The following is an 18,252-nucleotide window of genomic DNA, read 5'->3' as shown; positions in this document are numbered from 1 at the left end:
ACTTATTTTTAACTTAAAGTATCACTTGTAGATATTTTTACTTTCGAATGAAAGATGTGAGGCAGTTATGACCTTTACCAGTGAAACTTTGCCAGCGGACCACAAAGCGGCAATTCGTCAGATGAAGCGCGAGCTACGCGCCCAGATCGGTGATGTTCAGGCGGTGTTCGACAAGCTCAGCGACAACATTGCCACCCGCGTGGCAGAGATCAACGCCCTCAAGAATAAAGGCCAACCCGTCTGGCCGACGATCCCGTTCGCGGATGTGAAAAACGGCACAATCACCGCTGAACAGCGCGAGGCGGTTAAGCGTCGGGGCTGCGCGGTGATCAAAGGTCATTTTCCGCGCGAACAGGCGCTGGCGTGGGATCAGTCGATGCTCGACTATCTCGATCTCAATAAGTTTGACGAGGTGTATAAAGGGCCGGGCGATAACTTCTTCGGCACCTTAACCGCCTCTCGTCCGGAGATTTACCCGATCTACTGGTCGCAGGCGCAAATGCAGGCGCGTCAGAGCGAAGAGATGGCGCAGGTGCAGTCGTTCCTGAACCGTTTATGGACATTCGAGAGCAACGGCAAGCAGTGGTTCGACCCGGATGTCAGCGTGATTTATCCGGATCGTATTCGCCGCCGCCCACCGGGCACCACCTCTAAAGGGCTGGGCGCGCACACCGATTCCGGCGCGCTGGAGCGCTGGCTGCTGCCTGCCTATCAGCAGGTGTTTGCCCGCATGTTTGACGGCAATATTGATAAGTACGATCCGTGGAACGCCGCGCACCGCACCGAAGTGGAAGAGTACACCGTGGATAACACTACCAAGTGTTCGGTGTTCCGTACTTTCCAGGGCTGGACGGCGCTGTCGGACATGATCCCCGGCCAGGGACTGCTGCACGTGGTGCCCATCCCGGAAGCGATGGCGTACATTCTGCTGCGTCCGCTGCTGGACGACGTGCCGGAAGACGAACTCTGCGGCGTCGCGCCGGGCCGCGTGCTGCCGATTTCGGAAAAATGGCACCCGCTGCTCATCGAAGCATTAACCAGCATACCGGCGCTGGACGCAGGGGATTCCGTGTGGTGGCACTGCGATGTGATCCACTCCGTCGCTCCGGTGGAAAATCAGCAGGGCTGGGGCAACGTGATGTACATCCCTGCCGCGCCGATGTGCGAGAAGAACCTCGCCTACGCGAAAAAGGTGAAGGAAGCGCTGGAAACCGGTGCGTCACCGGGAGATTTCCCGCGTGAAGATTATGAAAAAAGCTGGCAGGACCGCTTTACCGTGAACGATCTCAACATCCACGGCAAGCGCGCGCTGGGTATGGTTTAACTGTCGTACAGCCCTTCCCGCTCAACGGCGGTGCGTCGTTTACCCTGACGTATCCGCCGTACCGATTCCCGCACGGTCAGCGTGCCGTTCAGCAGCAAGGTTCCCACCGGGGCGTCAGGGCGCATCAGCCGCTGCTGGAGCATATGTACCGCTTCCGTTCCCAGTTCATCACGCGGGACATGCACTGCCGTCAGGGGCACATCCTGAATCGCCGCCAGATTAAAGCCGTCGATGCTCATGACGGAAACGTCCTGCGGTACCCGCAATCCCTGTTTCTGCAAAGCGCTGATGGTGCCCGCCGCCATAAAGTCGCCGCCGACCAAAAACGCGGTGGGCAGATCTTTTCCCTTCTGCTGGTTAAGCCACTCGCTAACCAGCTGTTCCGTTTCGCGTGCGCTAAAGCTCGGCACCACCAGCAGATCGCGCTTGTCGCTGAACGTCAGGTTATGGGCGTGCCACGCGTCGCGGATCCCTGCCAGGCGCAGCTCCATGGTGTAACGGCGCAGGCACAGCACGTTCATCACGTCGCGGTGTCCCATTTCGAACAGGTATTCCGCCGCCCGCTCGCCAATGGCGCGATGGTCCGGCGCTACGGCAGGCAGACGCATGTGGCGGTCACGGCAGTTAATCAGCATGCAGGGTTTCCCCACGTCCACCGCCAGATCGTGGATATGCGGATCGTCAATACCGAGCAGAATGGCTGCCTGGGTATCCGGCTCGTTCATGCGTGCCAGAAAAAGCTGCGCGTCGCTGTCGTTCTCCTCCAGCGCACAGTAGCGTAGCCGAACCTCGTGCGAAGCTAACCCTTTGCTGATGCTCTGGATCACGCGGTAGTAAAAGATGTCGGACCGCTCGTCAAAGGCTCGCTGGGGAGCAAAAACCACCAGGCTGTTAAGCAGCAGACGCCCCGCCGCCATGCCATCCATCACCCCCAGCTCCCGTGCGCACGCCAGCACCTTTGCACGCGCTTTTTCGCTGGTGTTCGCTTTGCCCGCCAGCACGCGGGAAACGGTACTGATAGAGAGTTGCGTACGGGCCGCGATTTCGGTGATTTTTAGCCTTTTGTCCATTTTGTGATCTGGCTCCATTTGCGAAATGAAAAAATTTTCATAGCGTATCTGTCAGGTAATAACGGGCATAACGACCATCATGCCAGAGGGTTTTCGCCCGTTATGAGAAACTTTGCACAAAATCCACTATTGCCCACTCATTTTCTCCCTTAAGGTGAACTTGTCACACAACTTCCATACTAGTTGTATAGCAACTTAAGCATTCTAAACGGATAGAAATCAAAGGCATAACAATCTGTGTGACACCTGAACCTCCGTCCCCTTAGCGTCCGTCTTGTGGAGAGTAAAATGAGTCAGGACATCAATAACACCGTTGCGACAAGCAAAACCCGTCGCGTCATCAAGAACCTGCGCTGGTACGTGCTGGTGCTGTTTTTACTGGGCGTCACCGTAAACTACATCACCCGAAACTCATTGGGGATCCTCGCGCCGGAACTGAAAGAGAGCCTCGGGATCACCACCGAGCAATACTCCTGGATCGTCGGCGCATTCCAGATCGCCTACACCATTTTCCAGCCCCTGTGCGGCTGGCTGATTGACGTCATCGGCCTGAAGATTGGCTTTATGGTCTGCGCCGGGATCTGGGCGCTGATGTGTATCTTCCACGCGGGGGCCGGAAGCTGGCTGCACCTGGCTATCCTGCGCTTCTTTATGGGGGCCTCTGAGGCCGCCGCAACCCCGGCGAACGCCAAAACCATCGGTGAATGGTTCCCGAAATCGGAACGTCCTGTTGCCGCCGGTTGGGCGGGCGTGGGCTTCTCCATCGGTGCGATGCTGGCCCCGCCTATTATCTACTTTGCCCACGCGTCGTTTGGCTGGCAGGGTGCGTTTATGTTTACCGGCGTGCTGGCGCTGCTGTGGGTGATCCTCTGGTGGGCGTTCTACCACAACCCGGAGCAGCACCCGAACCTGAGCAAGGATGAGCTGGCATTTATCAAGCAGGATAACGAACCGCCTGCGGTCAAACTGCCGTTCCTGACCGCGCTGAAAACCGTCTCGAAAAACAAACGTTTCTACGGTATCGCCATCCCGGCCTTTATGGCGGAACCGGCCTGGGCGGTGTTGAGCTTCTGGGTGCCGCTGTATCTCGCCAAAGAACACGGCATGGACCTGAAGCAGATTGCGATGTTCGCCTGGCTGCCATTCCTCGCTGCTGACCTCGGCAGCGTGGCAAGTGGCTACCTGACGCGATTGTACACCCGCCTGTTCGGCTGCTCCCGCGTTAACTCCGTCGTCGCCAGCTCCGTCACCGGCGCGTTTCTGATGATTTCTCTGGGCATTGTCGCCATTACCCGCGATCCGTATATCACCATCGTGCTGATCTCCATCGGCGGCTTTGGGCACCAGATTATCTCCTGCATGCTCAGCGCCCTGGTCGTGGAGTCGTTTGATAAGGGCCAGATGGCGACCGTCAACGGCATGCGCGGCTCGGCGGCGTGGATCGCCAGCTTCCTGTTCTCGCTGTTAATCGGTGTGACCGCCGACAAAATCGGCTTTAACCCGCTCTTTATTGCCATGGGCTTCTTTGACCTGATTGGCGCTGTCTTCCTGGTAGCATTTATTGCTGAACGTCGCGCCAAGCGCGCCTGATAGTGGATGTATCGCATATGAAAACCCTGAAAAACTGGACCGTTGATACGCAGTCGGCAAACCATCTGGAACTGCTGGTGGATAACCAGCACCGCCTGTGCCTGTATGTGCTGGAAGAGAACCTGTTCCGCGTGCTGATCAAACGCAAAGGTGAACTGGCGCTGGACCGCACCTGGAGCATCGCCCCGGCGCAAGACGTGCCGTGGGAAGGTCGCCGTCGTGACGATGTCAGTGGCTTTACCTGCCCGGCCTGGACGCTGACGGGGCAGGAAAATACCGTGACGGTGGCGACGGAGCAGCTTCGAGTGACCGTCCACCAGCCCCTGTGGCTGGAGTGGCACTACCGCAATGACGCAGGCGAGTGGCAGCCGCTGGTCAATGACCGTCCGACCAGTGCGTACCTGCTGAACGCCCACGGTGACGGCGTGGCGCACTATCTGAGCCGTCGCAAGGACGAACGTTTCTACGGGCTGGGCGAGAAAGCAGGCGATCTACAGCGCAACGGTAAACGCTACGAGATGCGCAACCTGGATGCGATGGGCTACAACGCCGCCAGCACCGACCCGCTGTACAAGCATATTCCATTCACCCTTACCCGTCGCGACGACGTGAGTTACGGCCTGTTCTACGATAACCTGAGCAGCTGCTGGCTGGATCTGGGCAACGAGATCGACAACTACCACACCGCCTATCGGCGCTGGCAGGCGGAAGCGGGCGATATCGATTACTACATCTTTACCGGCAAGCGCGTACTGGACGTCACCAAAGCCTTCGTGCGCCTGACCGGGAAAACGCTGTTCGGACCGAAATGGAGCCTGGGCTACAGCGGCTCGACCATGCACTATACCGACGCGCCGGACGCGCAAAACCAGCTGATGAACTTTATCCGCCTGTGTGAAGAACACGCGATTCCATGCGACTCGTTCCAGCTCTCCTCCGGCTATACCTCCATTAACGGCAAGCGCTACGTCTTTAACTGGAACCATGACAAAGTGCCGCAGCCGAAGGTAATGAGCCAGGCGTTCCACGATGCCGGGTTAAAGCTGGCTGCCAACATCAAGCCTTGTCTGCTGCAGGATCATCCCCGCTATAACGAAGTGGCGGAACGTGGCCTGTTCATTCGCGACTCAGAAACTGATGCACCTGAACGTTCCAGCTTCTGGGATGACGAAGGATCACATCTCGATTTCACCAACCCGCAAACGGTGCAGTGGTGGCAGAACGGCGTGACCACGCAGCTGCTGGAGATGGGGATCGACTCGACCTGGAACGATAACAACGAATACGAAGTATGGGACGGGGAAGCACGCTGTTTTGGCTTCGGCAAAGAGATTGCCATCAAACACATTCGCCCGGTGATGCCGCTGCTGATGATGCGCGCCTCGCTGGAAGCGCAGCAGCGTTTCGCGCCGGAAAAACGTCCGTATCTCATTTCCCGCTCCGGCTGCGCCGGGATGCAGCGCTACGTCCAGACCTGGAGCGGCGATAACCGCACTCACTGGGATACCCTGCGCTATAACATCCGCATGGGGCTGGGCATGAGCCTCTCCGGGCTGTTCAACGTCGGCCACGACGTCGGCGGTTTCTCCGGCGACAAGCCAGACGCCGAACTGTTCGTGCGCTGGGTGCAAAACGGCGTGATGCATCCGCGCTTTACCATTCACTCGTGGAACGATGACCACACGGTCAACGAGCCGTGGATGTACCCGGGCGTCACCCCCGCTATTCGCGGTGCGATTGAGCTGCGCTACCGTCTTCTGCCCTATCTCTACACCCTGCTCTGGCAGGCGCACGCCGACGACGAACCGATGCTGCGCCCGACCTTCCTCGACCACGAGCACGACGCGCGGACCTTCGAAGAGTGCGATGACTTCCTGCTGGGCCGCGACCTCCTTGTCGCCAGCGTCGTCGAGGCCGGGCAGCGTAAACGCCACGTCTGGCTGCCGGATAACGAAACCGGCTGGTACGATTTCTACACTCACGAATGGTTCGCTGGCGGGCAAGCGATCGTCCTCGACGCGCCGCTGGAGAAACTGCCGCTGCTGGTGCGCGCCGGTGCCGGTCTGCCGCTCAGCGAGCGCATCCGTCACGTGAGCGCCGAAAAAGACGATACTCGCGAGCTGAAGCTGTTCCCGGTGAAAGGCGTCGGCACCACGTCCGGCCTGCTGTTTGAAGATGACGGCGAGTCCTGGGGCTACCAGAACGGCAATGCGCTGTGGGTGGCGTGGGAAATGGTGTGCGACGGGGCAACCGTCAACCTGAACATCGGTGCACGCGGTGATTATCGTCCGGCGTGGAACGCGCTGAAGGTGTCGTTACCGGCGGGGGAAAAACGTAAGCTGCTGGTGAATGGTGAAGAAAGGTGTGATTGGGTGGTGTAGTGCGGCCTGATGCCCTCACCCTGACCCTCTCCCACAGGGAGAGGGAATGGAACGTAGGCCGGGTAAGGCGAAGCCGCCACCCGGCTTTTTTTAACTCTCGATACCTTTGCTGCGCAGGTAATCTTCGTAGTTACCGGTGAAGTCCACAACGCGCTCTGGCGTAATTTCGATCACGCGGGTCGCCAGCGAGCTGACGAATTCACGGTCGTGAGAAACGAAGATCAGCGTGCCCTGATACATCTCCAGCGCCATGTTCAGCGATTCGATAGATTCCATATCCAGGTGGTTAGTCGGTTCGTCCATTACCAGGATATTGGGTTTTTCCATCATCAGCTTGCCGAACAGCATGCGACCCTTTTCACCACCGGACAGCACTTTCGCCGGCTTCTTGATGTCGTCCTGACTGAACAGCAGACGACCCAGAATGCTACGCACCGCCTGCTCGTCGTCGCCTTCCTGCTTCCACTGGCTCATCCAGTCAAACACGGTCAGGTCGTTTTCGAACTCGTATTCATGGTCCTGCGCGTAGTAACCAATCTGCGCGTTTTCTGACCACTTCACGGTGCCGTTGTCCGGCTGCAGTTCACCAACCAGGGTTTTCAGCATGGTGGATTTACCCACGCCGTTGGCACCCAGAATGGCAATTTTCTCGCCCACTTCCAGCAGCAGGTTGAAGTTTTTAAACAGCGGACCTTCATCGAAGCCTTTGGTAAGGGCTTCCACTTCCAGCGCGTTACGGAACAGTTTCTTGTCCTGCTCGAAGCGGATGAACGGGTTCTGACGGCTGGAAGCTTTGACTTCTTCCAGCTTGATTTTGTCGATCTGACGGGCGCGGGACGTCGCCTGACGAGACTTAGAGGCGTTCGCGCTGAAGCGGCTGACGAAGGATTGCAGGTCCGCAATCTGCGCTTTCTTCTTGGCGTTGTCGGCCAGCAGGCGTTCACGCGCCTGGGTCGCAGCCGTCATGTATTCGTCGTAGTTGCCCGGGTACACGCGCAGCTCGCCGTAGTCCAGATCCGCCATGTGCGTACAGACCATGTTCAGGAAGTGACGGTCGTGCGAAATGATGATCATGGTGCTGTCGCGGTCGTTCAGCGTCTGCTCCAGCCAGCGGATGGTGTCGATGTCCAGGTTGTTCGTTGGTTCGTCGAGAAGCAGGATGTCCGGGTTAGAGAACAGCGCCTGCGCCAGCAGGACACGCAGCTTCCAGCCTGGCGCGACTTCACTCATCGGGCCGTAATGCTGTTCAACAGGAATGCCCACGCCCAGCAGCAGCTCGCCCGCACGCGCTTCAGCTGAATAGCCATCCATCTCGCCGTAATGCGTTTCCAGTTCGGCCACTTTGTAGCCGTCCTCTTCGCTCATTTCAGCCAGGGCGTAAATGCGATCGCGCTCCTGCTTCACTTCCCACAGCTCCGCGTGCCCCATGATCACGGTGTCCAGCACGGTGAACTCTTCGAAGGCGAACTGATCCTGACGCAGCTTACCGATGCGCTCGTTCGGATCGAGCGACACGTTGCCAAGCGTCGGCTCCAGGTCGCCGCCGAGGATCTTCATAAAGGTGGATTTTCCGCTACCGTTGGCACCAATCAGGCCGTAACGGTTGCCGCCGCCAAATTTGACGGAAATGTTTTCGAACAGCGGCTTACTGCCAAACTGCATAGTGACGTTGCTGGTAACTAACACGGGGAGATTCCTGCGAAAAGTGTGATAAACACGGCATTATGCCACAATTCCGAATTGAGATCCCGTGTTGCGGCAATCCACTAAACTTTAACAAAATCGAAAAAAATGTGATTTCGTACACATCTGAATTCCCTGCGAGCGGGAATGCACATATAATGCGCTCCCATCATAGATTCAGACTTATCAACTCATCGCCTGAATGGCTTAGATACCTCGCACAACATGAACATGAAATTAACAACGCTTTTTGCGGCGGCGTTAGCCGTAGTAGGTTTTTGTAAGACCGCGTCTGCGGTGACGTATCCCCTGCCGACAGACGGAAGCCGTCTGGTGGGCGAAAACCAGGTGGTGACGGTACCAGAAGGTAACTCTCAGCCGCTGGAGTATTTCGCCGCACAGTACCAGCTGGGCCTGTCCAACATGCTGGAAGCAAACCCGGGCGTTGACCCGTATCTGCCAAAAGCGGGTACCGTACTGAATATTCCTCAGCAGCTGATCCTGCCGGATACCGTTCATGAAGGTATCGTCATTAACAGCGCCGAAATGCGTCTGTATTACTACCCGAAAGGCACCAACACCGTTATCGTGCTGCCAATTGGTATCGGCCAGCTGGGTAAAGACACCCCAATGAACTGGACCACCAAAGTTGAGCGTAAGAAAGCGGGCCCAACCTGGACCCCTACCGCCAAAATGCACGCAGAATACATCGCTGCCGGCGAACCGCTGCCAGCCGTTGTGCCAGCCGGCCCGGATAACCCGATGGGTCTGTACGCGCTGTACATTGGCCGTCTGTACGCCATTCATGGCACCAACGCCAACTTCGGTATCGGCCTGCGCGTAAGCCACGGCTGCGTGCGTCTGCGTAACGACGACATCAAGTTCCTGTTCGAAAACGTGCCGGTCGGTACGCGCGTGCAGTTCATTAACGAACCGGTAAAAGCCACCACTGAGCCAGACGGTAGCCGTTACATTGAAGTGCACAACCCGCTGTCTACCAGCGAAGACCAGATCAACAACAACGAAGTCGTCCCTGTTACGCTGAACAGCGCGGTGCAGGCGGTGACTTCACAGCCTGACGTGGAAACGACCATCGTTGACCAGGCCGTGCAGAACCGCTCCGGTATGCCGGTGCGTTTGAACTAATAACGAGCATTAAAAAAGCGGGCTTCGATGCCCGCTTTTTTTTACCCGTTATTCACGATAACTATCCCGCCGTGGTCGTACCGATAGTGGCAGTGGGCATATTCCAGCGGCGTGCCATCTTCCAGATAAATGACCTGCTCCACCTCCAGCACCGGATCGGTTTCCTCGCAGACCAGATGTTGCCTGTCCAGCGCATTGGGTTTTAGCGCCCGCACCACCCTGTATGACCCCATAATTTTCAACCCCAGCGTCTCCTGAACATACTGAAACACCGAACCGTCAAGATGGCTTTTCGTCAGGCCGGGCACCAGGGTCATCGGCATGACCGTTGAATCCAGCGACATCGGTTCACCGTTTAATAAACGCAGGCGAATAAAATCATAGACCGGCGCATCGGCATTAATCATCAGCGACGCCTGCTCTTTCTCGTTCGGGAAGCGCAGTTCAAAATGCACCACCTGGCTCGTGACCGTACCCAGATGTTCCCAGGTTTTGGTGGCACCAAAATAGTCGCTGCCGGAGAGATCCCACTGGGAAAGCTGAAGGAAGTTTTTGCGGATAAAGGTGCCCTGCCCCTGACGGGTATAAACCAGACCTTCGACAATCAGCTGGCGCATCGCCTGCTGGATGGTCATCCGGCTGGTGCTGAACTCCGCTGCCAGCGCAAACTGGTCCGGCAGGGGTTCGTTGGCGGCGTACTGCTGGCTGATAATGCGTTTTTTAATTTCCCGCGCTATGGTGATGTACTTCGCCGCCATCGTCCTTCCTTTCAGTTAGTTTTCTATCCCGCTGTTTTTCAACGCCACTCGCTCGGCAATCTTGAGGAAAGGCAGGTAGAAGAATACACCAAAAACAATGATTGCCAACTGCACCACCACCGCCCGCCAGTCCCCTGCCGTGGCCAGCCAGGCGCTCAGAATCGGCGGCGTGGTCCACGGGATCATCACCACGCAGCGCGACATTAACCCCAGCGTAGTGCAGAGCCAGGCAACGTAAATGCCAATCGCGGGCAACAGCACAAACGGGATCATCAGCGGCAGGTTAAAGACAATCGGCAGGCCAAAAATCACCGGCTCGTTGATGTTGAATAAACCGGGCGCCAGCGACAGGCGCGCCACCTGCTTCGCCGACTTCTGCCGGGAGAAGATAAAGATGGCGATCAGCAGCGAAATGGTGCTGCCCGTCCCGCCCACCATGCCAAACGTCGGCACGAAGATGTTGTTGATGATATGCGGGATGGGCTGGCCATTGGCAAAGGCCAGCATGTTCTCGTTGGTGTTGATCAGCAGGAACGGTTCCAGTACCACGCTGTTGACCACCGACTGATGAATCCCGAGCGTGAACAGGAAGTTACCGAAGCTGTAGATAAAAATCGTTCCTGGCAGGCTGGTGTTGATCAGCCGCAGCGGCTGCTGGATAAAGGTCGTGATGAGATGGATCAGGTCCGTGTGCAGCACGTTTGCCAGCAGTGCTGCCAGCACGGCAAATACTGACAATGTCAGAATGGTTGGGATCAGCGCGGTAAAGGATTTACTCACCGCCGGAGGCACATTTTCCCCCAGCGAAATGTGCAGCGCCTTGAGCCGCGAAATGGCAATAAACAGCTCCGTTGAGAGTAGCCCGATCAGCACTCCGGCAAAAATCCCGGTAGAGCCGATATTGGCGAACGTCAGTACCTGAGTGACGTTCACCGTGGTCTCGCTGCCGACGGGCGTCAACTGCAGGCGCATCGGCATCATGATGATAAAACTGCTGACGGCGATAACCACTGCCGAGACCGGATTGTCGAAATCTTTATTGCGCGCCAGCGACCAGGCAATCATCGGGGCCAGCAGCAGCGCGGCGATATTCAGCGTGCCGTTGATTATCGCCTCCCCCCAGACCTTAAACTGCGTGAGCGTGTCGCCGTCAAAAATCCACGGGAACACCACGTTGTTCACCAGCACCGCCAGACCGGCGAGGATGAAAATCGGCATCACCGTGGCGAAGGCATCGCGCAGGGAGCGCAGGTGCACCTGGTTTGCCAGGCGCGCCGAGAACTCAACAAATTTATCGACAAAGGACTGCATATGCGGTGTGATTTTTGTTTCAGACATAGCGGATAGTTCCCATCAATCAGTCACAAAAACGGCCCGGCAGCGTACGGCTTACATCTCGCGTCCGTTGGTATGAATGACCTGTTTCAGCCAGGCGTAGCTTTTCTTCGGCACGCGCTTCAGGTCTTTCAGGTCGTGGTTTTCTCGGTTGACGTAGACCACGCCGTAGCGCTTACGCATGTCGCCCTGGGAGCTGAGAATGTCGATTAACCCCCAGCCGAGGTAGCCGATGACCTCTGCGCCATCTTCGAACATCGCCGCTTTCATTGCGTCGATATGCGCCCGGTGGTAGTCGATGCGGTAGGTGTCCTCAATCGGGTTGACGCCGTCCCAGGACTCAATCACGCCAATACCGTTTTCAATCGGGAAGACCGGCATCCGCCAGTCGTTGGCGTAGCGGGTGATGATGGTGCGAAAGCCCATAGGGTCGATCTGCCAGTTCCACTCGGTGGCTTTCAGGTACGGGTTATTTTTCTCACCGTGTAGCAGGTAATAGTTGACCGGCGTGCCTTCCGGGATGGCATCGCTGTCCAGCGTTTTGCTGGCGTAATAGCTGAAGGCCATAAAGTCGTTTTTGGTGCGCGCCAGCAGCGCTAAATCTTCGTCGCGGTAGATATCGCCAAAGCCTTCCTGCTCCACCACCGCCATCACCGCCGGGCTGTAACCCTGACCCGCAAAAACGCGCAGCAGGTTCTGGTTGAGGAATTCATCGTACTGCTGGGCGCAGAAGATATCGCGCGGTTTGCAGGTCGCCGGGTAAATCAACTGGTGCGCCAGCATGCCGCCCATCAGCTGGCCCGGTTTGGTCTGGTGCAGATACTCGGTCAGCGACATATGCGCCACCATCGCATGGTGCTGTAACTCATAGAGCTCGCGAAGGGTTTGCTCCCCTTTCAGGTAACCGGAAATGCGGAAGGCTTCCGGCATATGGAAAATGTTCTGCTCGTTGAAGGTCAGCCAGTACTTCACCCGGTCGCCAAAGCAGTCGATCATCTTCTTGCCGTAGCGGATAAAGGCCTCCATCACGCGGCGATCGTTAAACCCGTTGTACTCCTGCGCCAGCGCCAACGGCATATCGAAGTGATAGAGGCAGATCATCGGCTCGATGCCGCGCGCGATAAGATCGTCAATAAAGCGGTCGTAAAACGCGATCCCCTCGTCGTTGAACGCGCCATCACCCTGCGGGCAGACACGGCTCCATGAGATCTGAAAGCGGTAGCAGTTCATGCCCAGATCCTGCATCAGGTCGAAATCTTCCCTGTAGCGGTGGTAGGAGTCGGTCGCCACTTTCCAGTCGGAGATATTTTCCCCGGCTTCACGAATGTCGTAGACCGACATGCCCTTTCCGCCCTCGTTCCATGCCCCTTCCGTCTGCATGCTGGAGACCGAGTTGCCCCATAAAAAATTGGCTGGCAGCGATGTATTCATGCTCTCTCCCTATATGACTAGTCATTTTAAATTTCATGACTAGTCATATAGGCGAAGATGAAAAGGGGATCAAAGGGGAGGATCGTTTTTTGTGAGATGGATTGAAATAATGCCTACGGAAAGCAGCCCCGGTAAGCGAAGCGCCACCGGGGAGAGGACGGTTATTGCTGTGCAAGCTGGTTACGACGATATTCCCCCTGGCGCTCAAGCATCCAGCCCGGGTATTCCCCCGGCAACGCGCTGACGGCATCAAGCTTTTTAAGCTCGTCTTCGCTTAAGCGGATCCCGGTTGCGGCGATATTGTCATTCAACTGATCGACGCGTTTCGCGCCCACGATCACGCTAGTTACCGCTTTCTGATGAAGCAGCCACGCCAGCGCGATCTGCGCGACGGAGACGCCTTTGCTTTCGGCAATCGTGCGCATTACATCCACGCAGTCGAAGGCGCGATCTTTATTGACCGGCGGGAAGTCAAACTCCAGACGGCGCCCGCCCGATTCGCTCTGCCCGTTGCGATCGTATTTCCCGCTCAGCAGACCGCCCGCCAGCGGGCTCCAGACCATCAGCCCGACGCCTTCGCTCTGCATCATCGGCACCAGCTCGCGCTCAAGATCGCGCCCGGCGATGGTGTAATACGCCTGCAAAGACGCGAAGCGTGCCAGCCCCAGACGCTCGGAGATGCCAAGCGCTTTGGCAATCTGCCACGCTGCCCAGTTCGAGACGCCGATATAGCGCACGTGGCCGTGCTGTACCAGGGTATCCAGCGCACGGAGCGTCTCTTCAATGGGGGTGGCAGGGTCAAAGCCGTGCAGCTGGTAGAGATCGATATGATCCAGCTGCAGGCGGCGCAGACTCTCCTTCACGCTGCCGATGATGTGATATCGCGAGCTGCCGCGCGAGTTCACGCCCGCGGTGCCGGTTTCACCGAACACTTTGGTCGCGACCACCACGTTCTCCCGCGGAACTTTCAGGTTCTTCAGCGCCTGGCCGGTGATCTCCTCCGAGCGCCCTTCCGAGTAAACGTCGGCGGTGTCGATAAAGTTGATCCCGGCATCCAGCGCGCGGCCCACCAGCTGTTCGGCTTCGCTCTGCTGCAGCTGGCCAATCTTGCCCCACATGCCGCCTTCCCCGCCGAAGGTCATGGTTCCGAGGCAGAGTTCAGAAACAAACAGACCGGTGTTGCCCAGTTTTTGATAACGCATAAGTCATTCCTCACATGTCGAATGGGTGCCAGTTAGTTATACCCGCCCCTCTGTCATCGCGAATGTGGCGTTCCTGTCCGTTTCTTGCCCAATCCTCTGAATTTATCCGCGCGGGGCGTCGCCAAAGACGCTGTAATCCGGGAGCTGCACCTGCTGATACGGCTCCCAGCCGCCGCCAAGCGCCTTGTAGAGCGCCACCAGGTCGAGCGCGCTTTGTACCTGCGCCTGAGCGCGCTGCTGCTGAGCCTGGGCGAGCTGACGCTGGGCATCCAGTACGTCGATAAAGCTGGCGATGCCCTGTCGGTAACTGTCGCTGGCTAAGTCAAAGGCGTTTTGCAGGGCGTCGATCGTTTTTGCGAGGCCGGCTTCACGCTGCTGGTCGGTGCGGTAGCTGACGAGCGCGTTTTCAACATCGCCGAGCGCGGTGAGCACCGTCTGCCGATAGTCCAGCACCGCTGCCCCCTGCTGCGCGCGCGCCACCTTCACGCTGGAGACCAGTCGTCCGCCCTGGAAAATTGGAATAGAAACCTGCGGGCCGAAGCTGTAGAAATGGCTGCTCCAGTCGGTCAGCCAGTTGGTTTCGCTGTTACGCAGGCCAAACTGCCCGGAGAGGGTAAAGCTCGGGAACAGCTCGGCCACCGAGACGCCGATTTGCGCCGTGGCGGCATGAAGATTCGCCTCCGCCTCACGCACGTCCGGACGACGGCGCGCCAGCGTGGACGGAATGCCCGTTTGCACGATATCCGGTAGCGCAGGCATTGGCTGCGCTGACTGGAGTTCGGCATCCAAAGCGCCCGGCGGCTTGCCGAGGAGGATTGCCAGGCCGTTCATCGCCTGCCGCGCCTGCGCCTGATATTGCGGCAGTTGCGCTTCCAGATTTCCCAGCTGCGCCCGGGCATTTTCTACGTCCATCTGTGGCGAGAGCCCGCCGCGCTGGCGGCTTTCGGTGAGATCCAGCGTCTGCTGCGCGCTCTCAATCTGGGTATTCAGGGTGGCGATAATGCTCTGCGCGCCGCGCAGCTGTAGCCACGCCCGCGCCACTTCCGCTTCCAGCGACACCAGCGCGTCGTTACGCTGCTCGATAGCCGCCTTCTGCTGGGCTTCCGCGGCTTCCACCTGACGGCGCACCTTGCCCCACAGGTCAATTTCCCACTGGGCGTCGAAACTGCCCTGGTAGAGGTTGATCGGCTGCGTCAGCGGGCCTAACGCGCCCCGCAGGGCTGGATCGACATTATCCAGCTGGTCATACACGCCGTGGGATTTCAGCTCGCCTTCCAGCCCGAGCTGTTGGCGCGTCGCCTGTAGATTGCCATTAACCGACGGGAAAAATGCTCCGCCTGCCTGATTAATCTGTTCACGTGCCCCGGCAATGCGTAGCACCGTTTGCTGCAGGGTCAGGTTTCCGGCAATAGCCCGTTCAACGAGGCTATCGAGCTGCGGCGAGCCGAAGGTTTTCCACCAGCGCGGGTTGGTCGCAGCGGAGATGGTTTGCGATTTCACGCCGCTGTCGCCCTTATCGTTCCAGTGCGTGACGGCCGGCGGTGCGGGTGGCTGGTAATCCGGTCCCACGGCACAGCCAGCCAGCAGCAGCATTATCATCAGGGGGTGTAAACGTCTGTGTATCATCAATGTGCTCCTGCACTCCCCTCGCTCTTAACCGGCGAGAGCAACAAACAAAACGGAATCAGTAACAAGGCCACCACGCTCAGCAGGGTGAAGACGTCGATGTAGGCCAGGAAGCGCGACTGCTCGATCATGGTCTGGTACATCCGCCCGGTGGCAATGCCGGTTGGGTCACCCACCTGAGTCGTGAAGTTCTGGATCGCCTGGGCGCTTTCGCGTATCGCCTGCTGAAACTGCTCGTTAAACGGTGAAGCGTGATACGCCAGATGCGCGCTATGGGCCTGCGAGCGCTCGGTAATGGCCGCCGTCGAGAGCGAAATCCCAATCGAGCCCGCCACGTTGCGGAACATGGTAAACAGCGCCGCCGCGTCGGCGTTGAGCCGTCTCGGTATCGAGATGAAGGCAATCGTGGTGAGCGGCACAAACAGGAACCCCAGCCCAATCGACTGAGCGCTGCGGAACAGCACCAGAGTTTCGAAGTCGATATCCGGCGTCAGCGTACGTGACCAGAAGAACGATGCCGCCAGGCAGGTAAAGCCAAAGGCGATAATCCAGCGCGTCTGCACCACCGGCATGAGCTTCAGCACCAGCGGGATGGTGAGTACAATCAGCACCGCGCCGGGCGACAGCACCAGCCCGGACCAGGTGGCGGTATAGCCCAGATCCTGCTGCGCCAGCTGCGGGATCACCACCGAGCTGCCGTATAAAATCATCGCCATCCCAGCCATTAACAGGCTGGAGATCGCGAAGTTGCGGTCTTTCAGGCAGTACAGATCCACCACCGGCTTTCTGGCATACACCAGCCAGTAGATCGCGCCGATGATACCGATCAGCGTCAGCACGGCGAAAGTGCGGATAAAGTTTGAGTAGAACCAGTCTTCATCCTCTCCCCGGTCCAGCATCACCTGCAAACAACCGAGCCCTAAGGCGATCAGCCCGATCCCCGTCCAGTCGATGGTTAGCTTCTCTTTCGATTTACTCTCCCACGGCGGATCTTCCAGCAGCTGATAGATCGCCAGTACCGTGACGATCCCCACCGGGATGTTGATAAAGAACACCCAGCGCCAGGAGTAGTTGTCGGTGATCCAGCCGCCGAGCGTCGGGCCGAGCACCGGCGCAACGATAATCGCAATAGAGGAGAGACCAAACGCTTTGCCCCGGTCCTCCGGCTTGAAGTAGTCGAGCAGCACCGACTGCTGGGTAGGCTGCAACCCGCCGCCAAAGAAGCCCTGCATCACGCGGAACAGGATGATCTGCCACAGCTCGGTGGCGATCCCGCACAGGAACGAGCAGACGGTGAACATCACAATGCAGATTAAGAAGAACTGCTTGCGGCCAAACACCCGGCTCAGAAACGCCGAGATGGGCAGCACGATGCCGTTCGCCACCAGATAGCTGGTTAAAACCCAGGTCGATTCGTCATAGCTGGAGGAGAGCGAACCCGCGACGTGCGGCAGCGCCACGTTAACGATGGTGGTGTCCAGAATTTCCATAAACACCGCCAGGGTGACAACAATCGCCACCGCCCACGGGTTACTGGCGGGTTTCCAGCTGTCGTGGCTATGATCCGTCATTCCACTGTCACCTTCGGCGCCACCGACAGCCCCAGCGGCAGCGGTTTATTCGGGTCGAGTCCCTTATCAATCACGATTTTCACCGGCACGCGCTGCACAATTTTGACGAAGTTGCCGGTGGCATTTTCTGCCGGGAAAGCGGAGAAGCGTGAGCCACTGCCCTGCTGAATACTGTCGACGTGGCCCTCAAGTTCCATATCCGGCCACGCATCCACGGAGACGGTGACCTTATCGCCGGGCTTCATGCGTTCAAGCTGGGACTCTTTAAAGTTCGCCACCACCCATACGTTAGGGGAAACCAGTGAGAACAGCGCGGTGCCCGCCTGCACCAGCGTCCCGGGCTGCACGTTGCGTTTGGTGACAAAGCCGTCGAACGGGGCGCGGACTTCGGTGTAGGAGAGATTCAGATTGGCCGTTTCGAGCTGCGCTTTCGCCTGCTCGACCTGACGCTCACGCGCTTCAACGTTGGTTTCCTGCTGGCGAATTTGCAGTTGAACCTGCTCCGCCACTTCCAGCTGCGCCTGGGCGCTGGCCAGTGCAGCCTGTGCGCTGCGCAGCTGTGCGTTCGCAGAATCAATACTTTGTTGCGTGGTCGCCCGCGGGTCGACGCCGCGTTGACGACGGTACTCCGCCTGCGCGTTCGCCAGATCGGCCTGCGCTTTCAGTACCTGCGCTTTCGCTTCGTCACGCTGGGCAGGATACTGCACTTTTGAGAGCGCCAGCTGCGCCTGGGCCTGATGGAGCTGCGCGATAGCCAGTCCAAGCTGAGCCTGAGCCTGATCGCGCTGGGCGGTGGTATCGCGTGGATCGATAACCACCAGCAGATCGCCTTTTTTAACGCGCTGGTTATCGCGCACGTGCAGCCCGGTGACATAGCCCGCCGTTTTGGGGGCAATCGTCACCACATCGCCATCGGTAAAGGCGTCGTCAGTTGTCTCTTCGTTACGGGTTAAAAACCACCAGACCAGCGCCACGACAACCATCACTACCACGACAATGCCGAGGATAATTAACGGTTTTTTGCCCGGTCGCTTACGTTCATTATTGTTGTTTTCCTGCTCGTCAGCAGGCGTTTTTTGATCTTCAGCCATAGTTCAGCAACGGTCCTGTCAGTGAGCGGCATCACACTATGCCG

The 18,252-nt window shown here is 58.0% G+C and carries 13 protein-coding genes; 4 read left to right on the top strand and 9 right to left on the bottom strand.

Going from position 1 to position 18,252, the window contains the following annotated elements; translation table 11 throughout:
- Positions 1-67: 67 nt before the first annotated feature.
- Positions 68-1,324, top strand: a complete 1,257-nt coding sequence (locus tag ACMGGM_RS20250) for a DUF1479 domain-containing protein (protein WP_250365985.1) — start codon at positions 68-70, stop codon at positions 1,322-1,324.
- Here the strand turns inward: ACMGGM_RS20250 and ACMGGM_RS20245 are convergent.
- Entirely contained in the window at positions 1,321-2,394 is a 1,074-nt protein-coding gene (locus tag ACMGGM_RS20245; protein WP_032637126.1) for a LacI family DNA-binding transcriptional regulator, read from the bottom strand. The two genes, ACMGGM_RS20250 and ACMGGM_RS20245, sit on opposite strands and share 4 nt — an antisense overlap.
- Positions 2,395-2,682: 288 nt before the next feature.
- On the opposite strand from ACMGGM_RS20245, the gene ACMGGM_RS20240 reads away from it, so the two are divergent.
- Entirely contained in the window at positions 2,683-3,984 is a 1,302-nt protein-coding gene (locus tag ACMGGM_RS20240; RefSeq protein ID WP_014883122.1) for an MFS transporter, read from the top strand.
- Positions 3,985-4,001: 17 nt separating this feature from the next.
- Positions 4,002-6,365, top strand: a complete 2,364-nt coding sequence (locus ACMGGM_RS20235; RefSeq protein WP_045134219.1) for a TIM-barrel domain-containing protein — start codon at positions 4,002-4,004, stop codon at positions 6,363-6,365.
- 90 nt (positions 6,366-6,455) lie between these two features.
- Here the strand turns inward: ACMGGM_RS20235 and ACMGGM_RS20230 are convergent, their stop codons facing one another.
- On the bottom strand, positions 6,456-8,051 hold the full coding sequence (locus tag ACMGGM_RS20230) for an ABC-F family ATPase (RefSeq protein ID WP_014883120.1): 1,596 nt from the start codon (positions 8,049-8,051) through the stop codon (positions 6,456-6,458).
- A gap of 222 nt (positions 8,052-8,273) precedes the next feature.
- Between ACMGGM_RS20230 and ldtB the strand changes: the two genes are divergently transcribed.
- Positions 8,274-9,194, top strand: coding sequence for a L,D-transpeptidase (gene ldtB / locus ACMGGM_RS20225; protein WP_014883119.1), 921 nt, complete (start codon positions 8,274-8,276; stop codon positions 9,192-9,194).
- Between the two features lie 41 nt (positions 9,195-9,235).
- On the opposite strand, the gene ACMGGM_RS20220 is transcribed toward ldtB, so the two are convergent.
- From ACMGGM_RS20220 to ACMGGM_RS20190, 7 genes are all read right to left on the bottom strand, one after another.
- Entirely contained in the window at positions 9,236-9,952 is a 717-nt protein-coding gene (locus ACMGGM_RS20220) for a GntR family transcriptional regulator (RefSeq protein WP_014883118.1), read from the bottom strand.
- A 15-nt stretch (positions 9,953-9,967) separates the two neighbouring features.
- Positions 9,968-11,290 carry a PTS sugar transporter subunit IIC gene (locus ACMGGM_RS20215; RefSeq protein ID WP_014883117.1) on the bottom strand — a complete coding sequence of 441 codons (1,323 nt, stop codon included), beginning with the start codon at positions 11,288-11,290 and terminating at the stop codon, positions 9,968-9,970.
- Between the two features lie 51 nt (positions 11,291-11,341).
- Complete coding sequence (locus ACMGGM_RS20210) at positions 11,342-12,718, bottom strand: glycoside hydrolase family 1 protein (protein WP_023336963.1); 1,377 nt, start codon at positions 12,716-12,718, stop codon at positions 11,342-11,344.
- 161 nt (positions 12,719-12,879) lie between these two features.
- Complete coding sequence (locus ACMGGM_RS20205) at positions 12,880-13,920, bottom strand: aldo/keto reductase (RefSeq protein WP_014883115.1); 1,041 nt, start codon at positions 13,918-13,920, stop codon at positions 12,880-12,882.
- 102 nt (positions 13,921-14,022) lie between these two features.
- A complete protein-coding gene (locus ACMGGM_RS20200; RefSeq protein WP_023332473.1) occupies positions 14,023-15,546 on the bottom strand; it encodes an efflux transporter outer membrane subunit in 1,524 nt (507 codons plus the stop codon).
- A complete protein-coding gene (locus tag ACMGGM_RS20195; RefSeq protein WP_045134221.1) occupies positions 15,546-17,117 on the bottom strand; it encodes a DHA2 family efflux MFS transporter permease subunit in 1,572 nt (523 codons plus the stop codon). The genes ACMGGM_RS20200 and ACMGGM_RS20195 overlap by 1 nt, the downstream gene beginning before the upstream one ends.
- On the bottom strand, positions 17,114-18,208 hold the full coding sequence (locus tag ACMGGM_RS20190; protein WP_014883112.1) for an HlyD family secretion protein: 1,095 nt from the start codon (positions 18,206-18,208) through the stop codon (positions 17,114-17,116). The genes ACMGGM_RS20195 and ACMGGM_RS20190 overlap by 4 nt, the downstream gene beginning before the upstream one ends.
- Positions 18,209-18,252: the final 44 nt, after the last annotated feature.

The organism is Enterobacter sp. BNK-14 (assembly GCF_047456095.1).
GTDB classification, from domain to species: domain Bacteria; phylum Pseudomonadota; class Gammaproteobacteria; order Enterobacterales; family Enterobacteriaceae; genus Enterobacter; species Enterobacter kobei.
Note: the sequence above shows the minus strand (reverse complement) of the source record. Positions and strands in the feature narration are given on the sequence as shown.

What these genes read in the sequence shown, in the direction of transcription:
- ACMGGM_RS20250 (WP_250365985.1), top strand. Translation starts at nt 68, where the DNA reads ATGACCTTTACCAGTGAAACTTTGCCAGCGGACCACAAAGCGGCAATT.
- ACMGGM_RS20190 (WP_014883112.1), bottom strand. Translation starts at nt 18,208, where the DNA reads ATGGCTGAAGATCAAAAAACGCCTGCTGACGAGCAGGAAAACAACAAT.
- ACMGGM_RS20235 (WP_045134219.1), top strand. Translation starts at nt 4,002, where the DNA reads ATGAAAACCCTGAAAAACTGGACCGTTGATACGCAGTCGGCAAACCAT.
- ACMGGM_RS20205 (WP_014883115.1), bottom strand. Translation starts at nt 13,920, where the DNA reads ATGCGTTATCAAAAACTGGGCAACACCGGTCTGTTTGTTTCTGAACTC.
- ACMGGM_RS20240 (WP_014883122.1), top strand. Translation starts at nt 2,683, where the DNA reads ATGAGTCAGGACATCAATAACACCGTTGCGACAAGCAAAACCCGTCGC.
- ACMGGM_RS20220 (WP_014883118.1), bottom strand. Translation starts at nt 9,952, where the DNA reads ATGGCGGCGAAGTACATCACCATAGCGCGGGAAATTAAAAAACGCATT.
- ACMGGM_RS20195 (WP_045134221.1), bottom strand. Translation starts at nt 17,117, where the DNA reads ATGACGGATCATAGCCACGACAGCTGGAAACCCGCCAGTAACCCGTGG.
- ldtB (WP_014883119.1), top strand. Translation starts at nt 8,274, where the DNA reads ATGAACATGAAATTAACAACGCTTTTTGCGGCGGCGTTAGCCGTAGTA.
- ACMGGM_RS20210 (WP_023336963.1), bottom strand. Translation starts at nt 12,718, where the DNA reads ATGAATACATCGCTGCCAGCCAATTTTTTATGGGGCAACTCGGTCTCC.
- ACMGGM_RS20200 (WP_023332473.1), bottom strand. Translation starts at nt 15,546, where the DNA reads ATGATACACAGACGTTTACACCCCCTGATGATAATGCTGCTGCTGGCT.
- ACMGGM_RS20245 (WP_032637126.1), bottom strand. Translation starts at nt 2,394, where the DNA reads ATGGACAAAAGGCTAAAAATCACCGAAATCGCGGCCCGTACGCAACTC.
- ACMGGM_RS20215 (WP_014883117.1), bottom strand. Translation starts at nt 11,290, where the DNA reads ATGTCTGAAACAAAAATCACACCGCATATGCAGTCCTTTGTCGATAAA.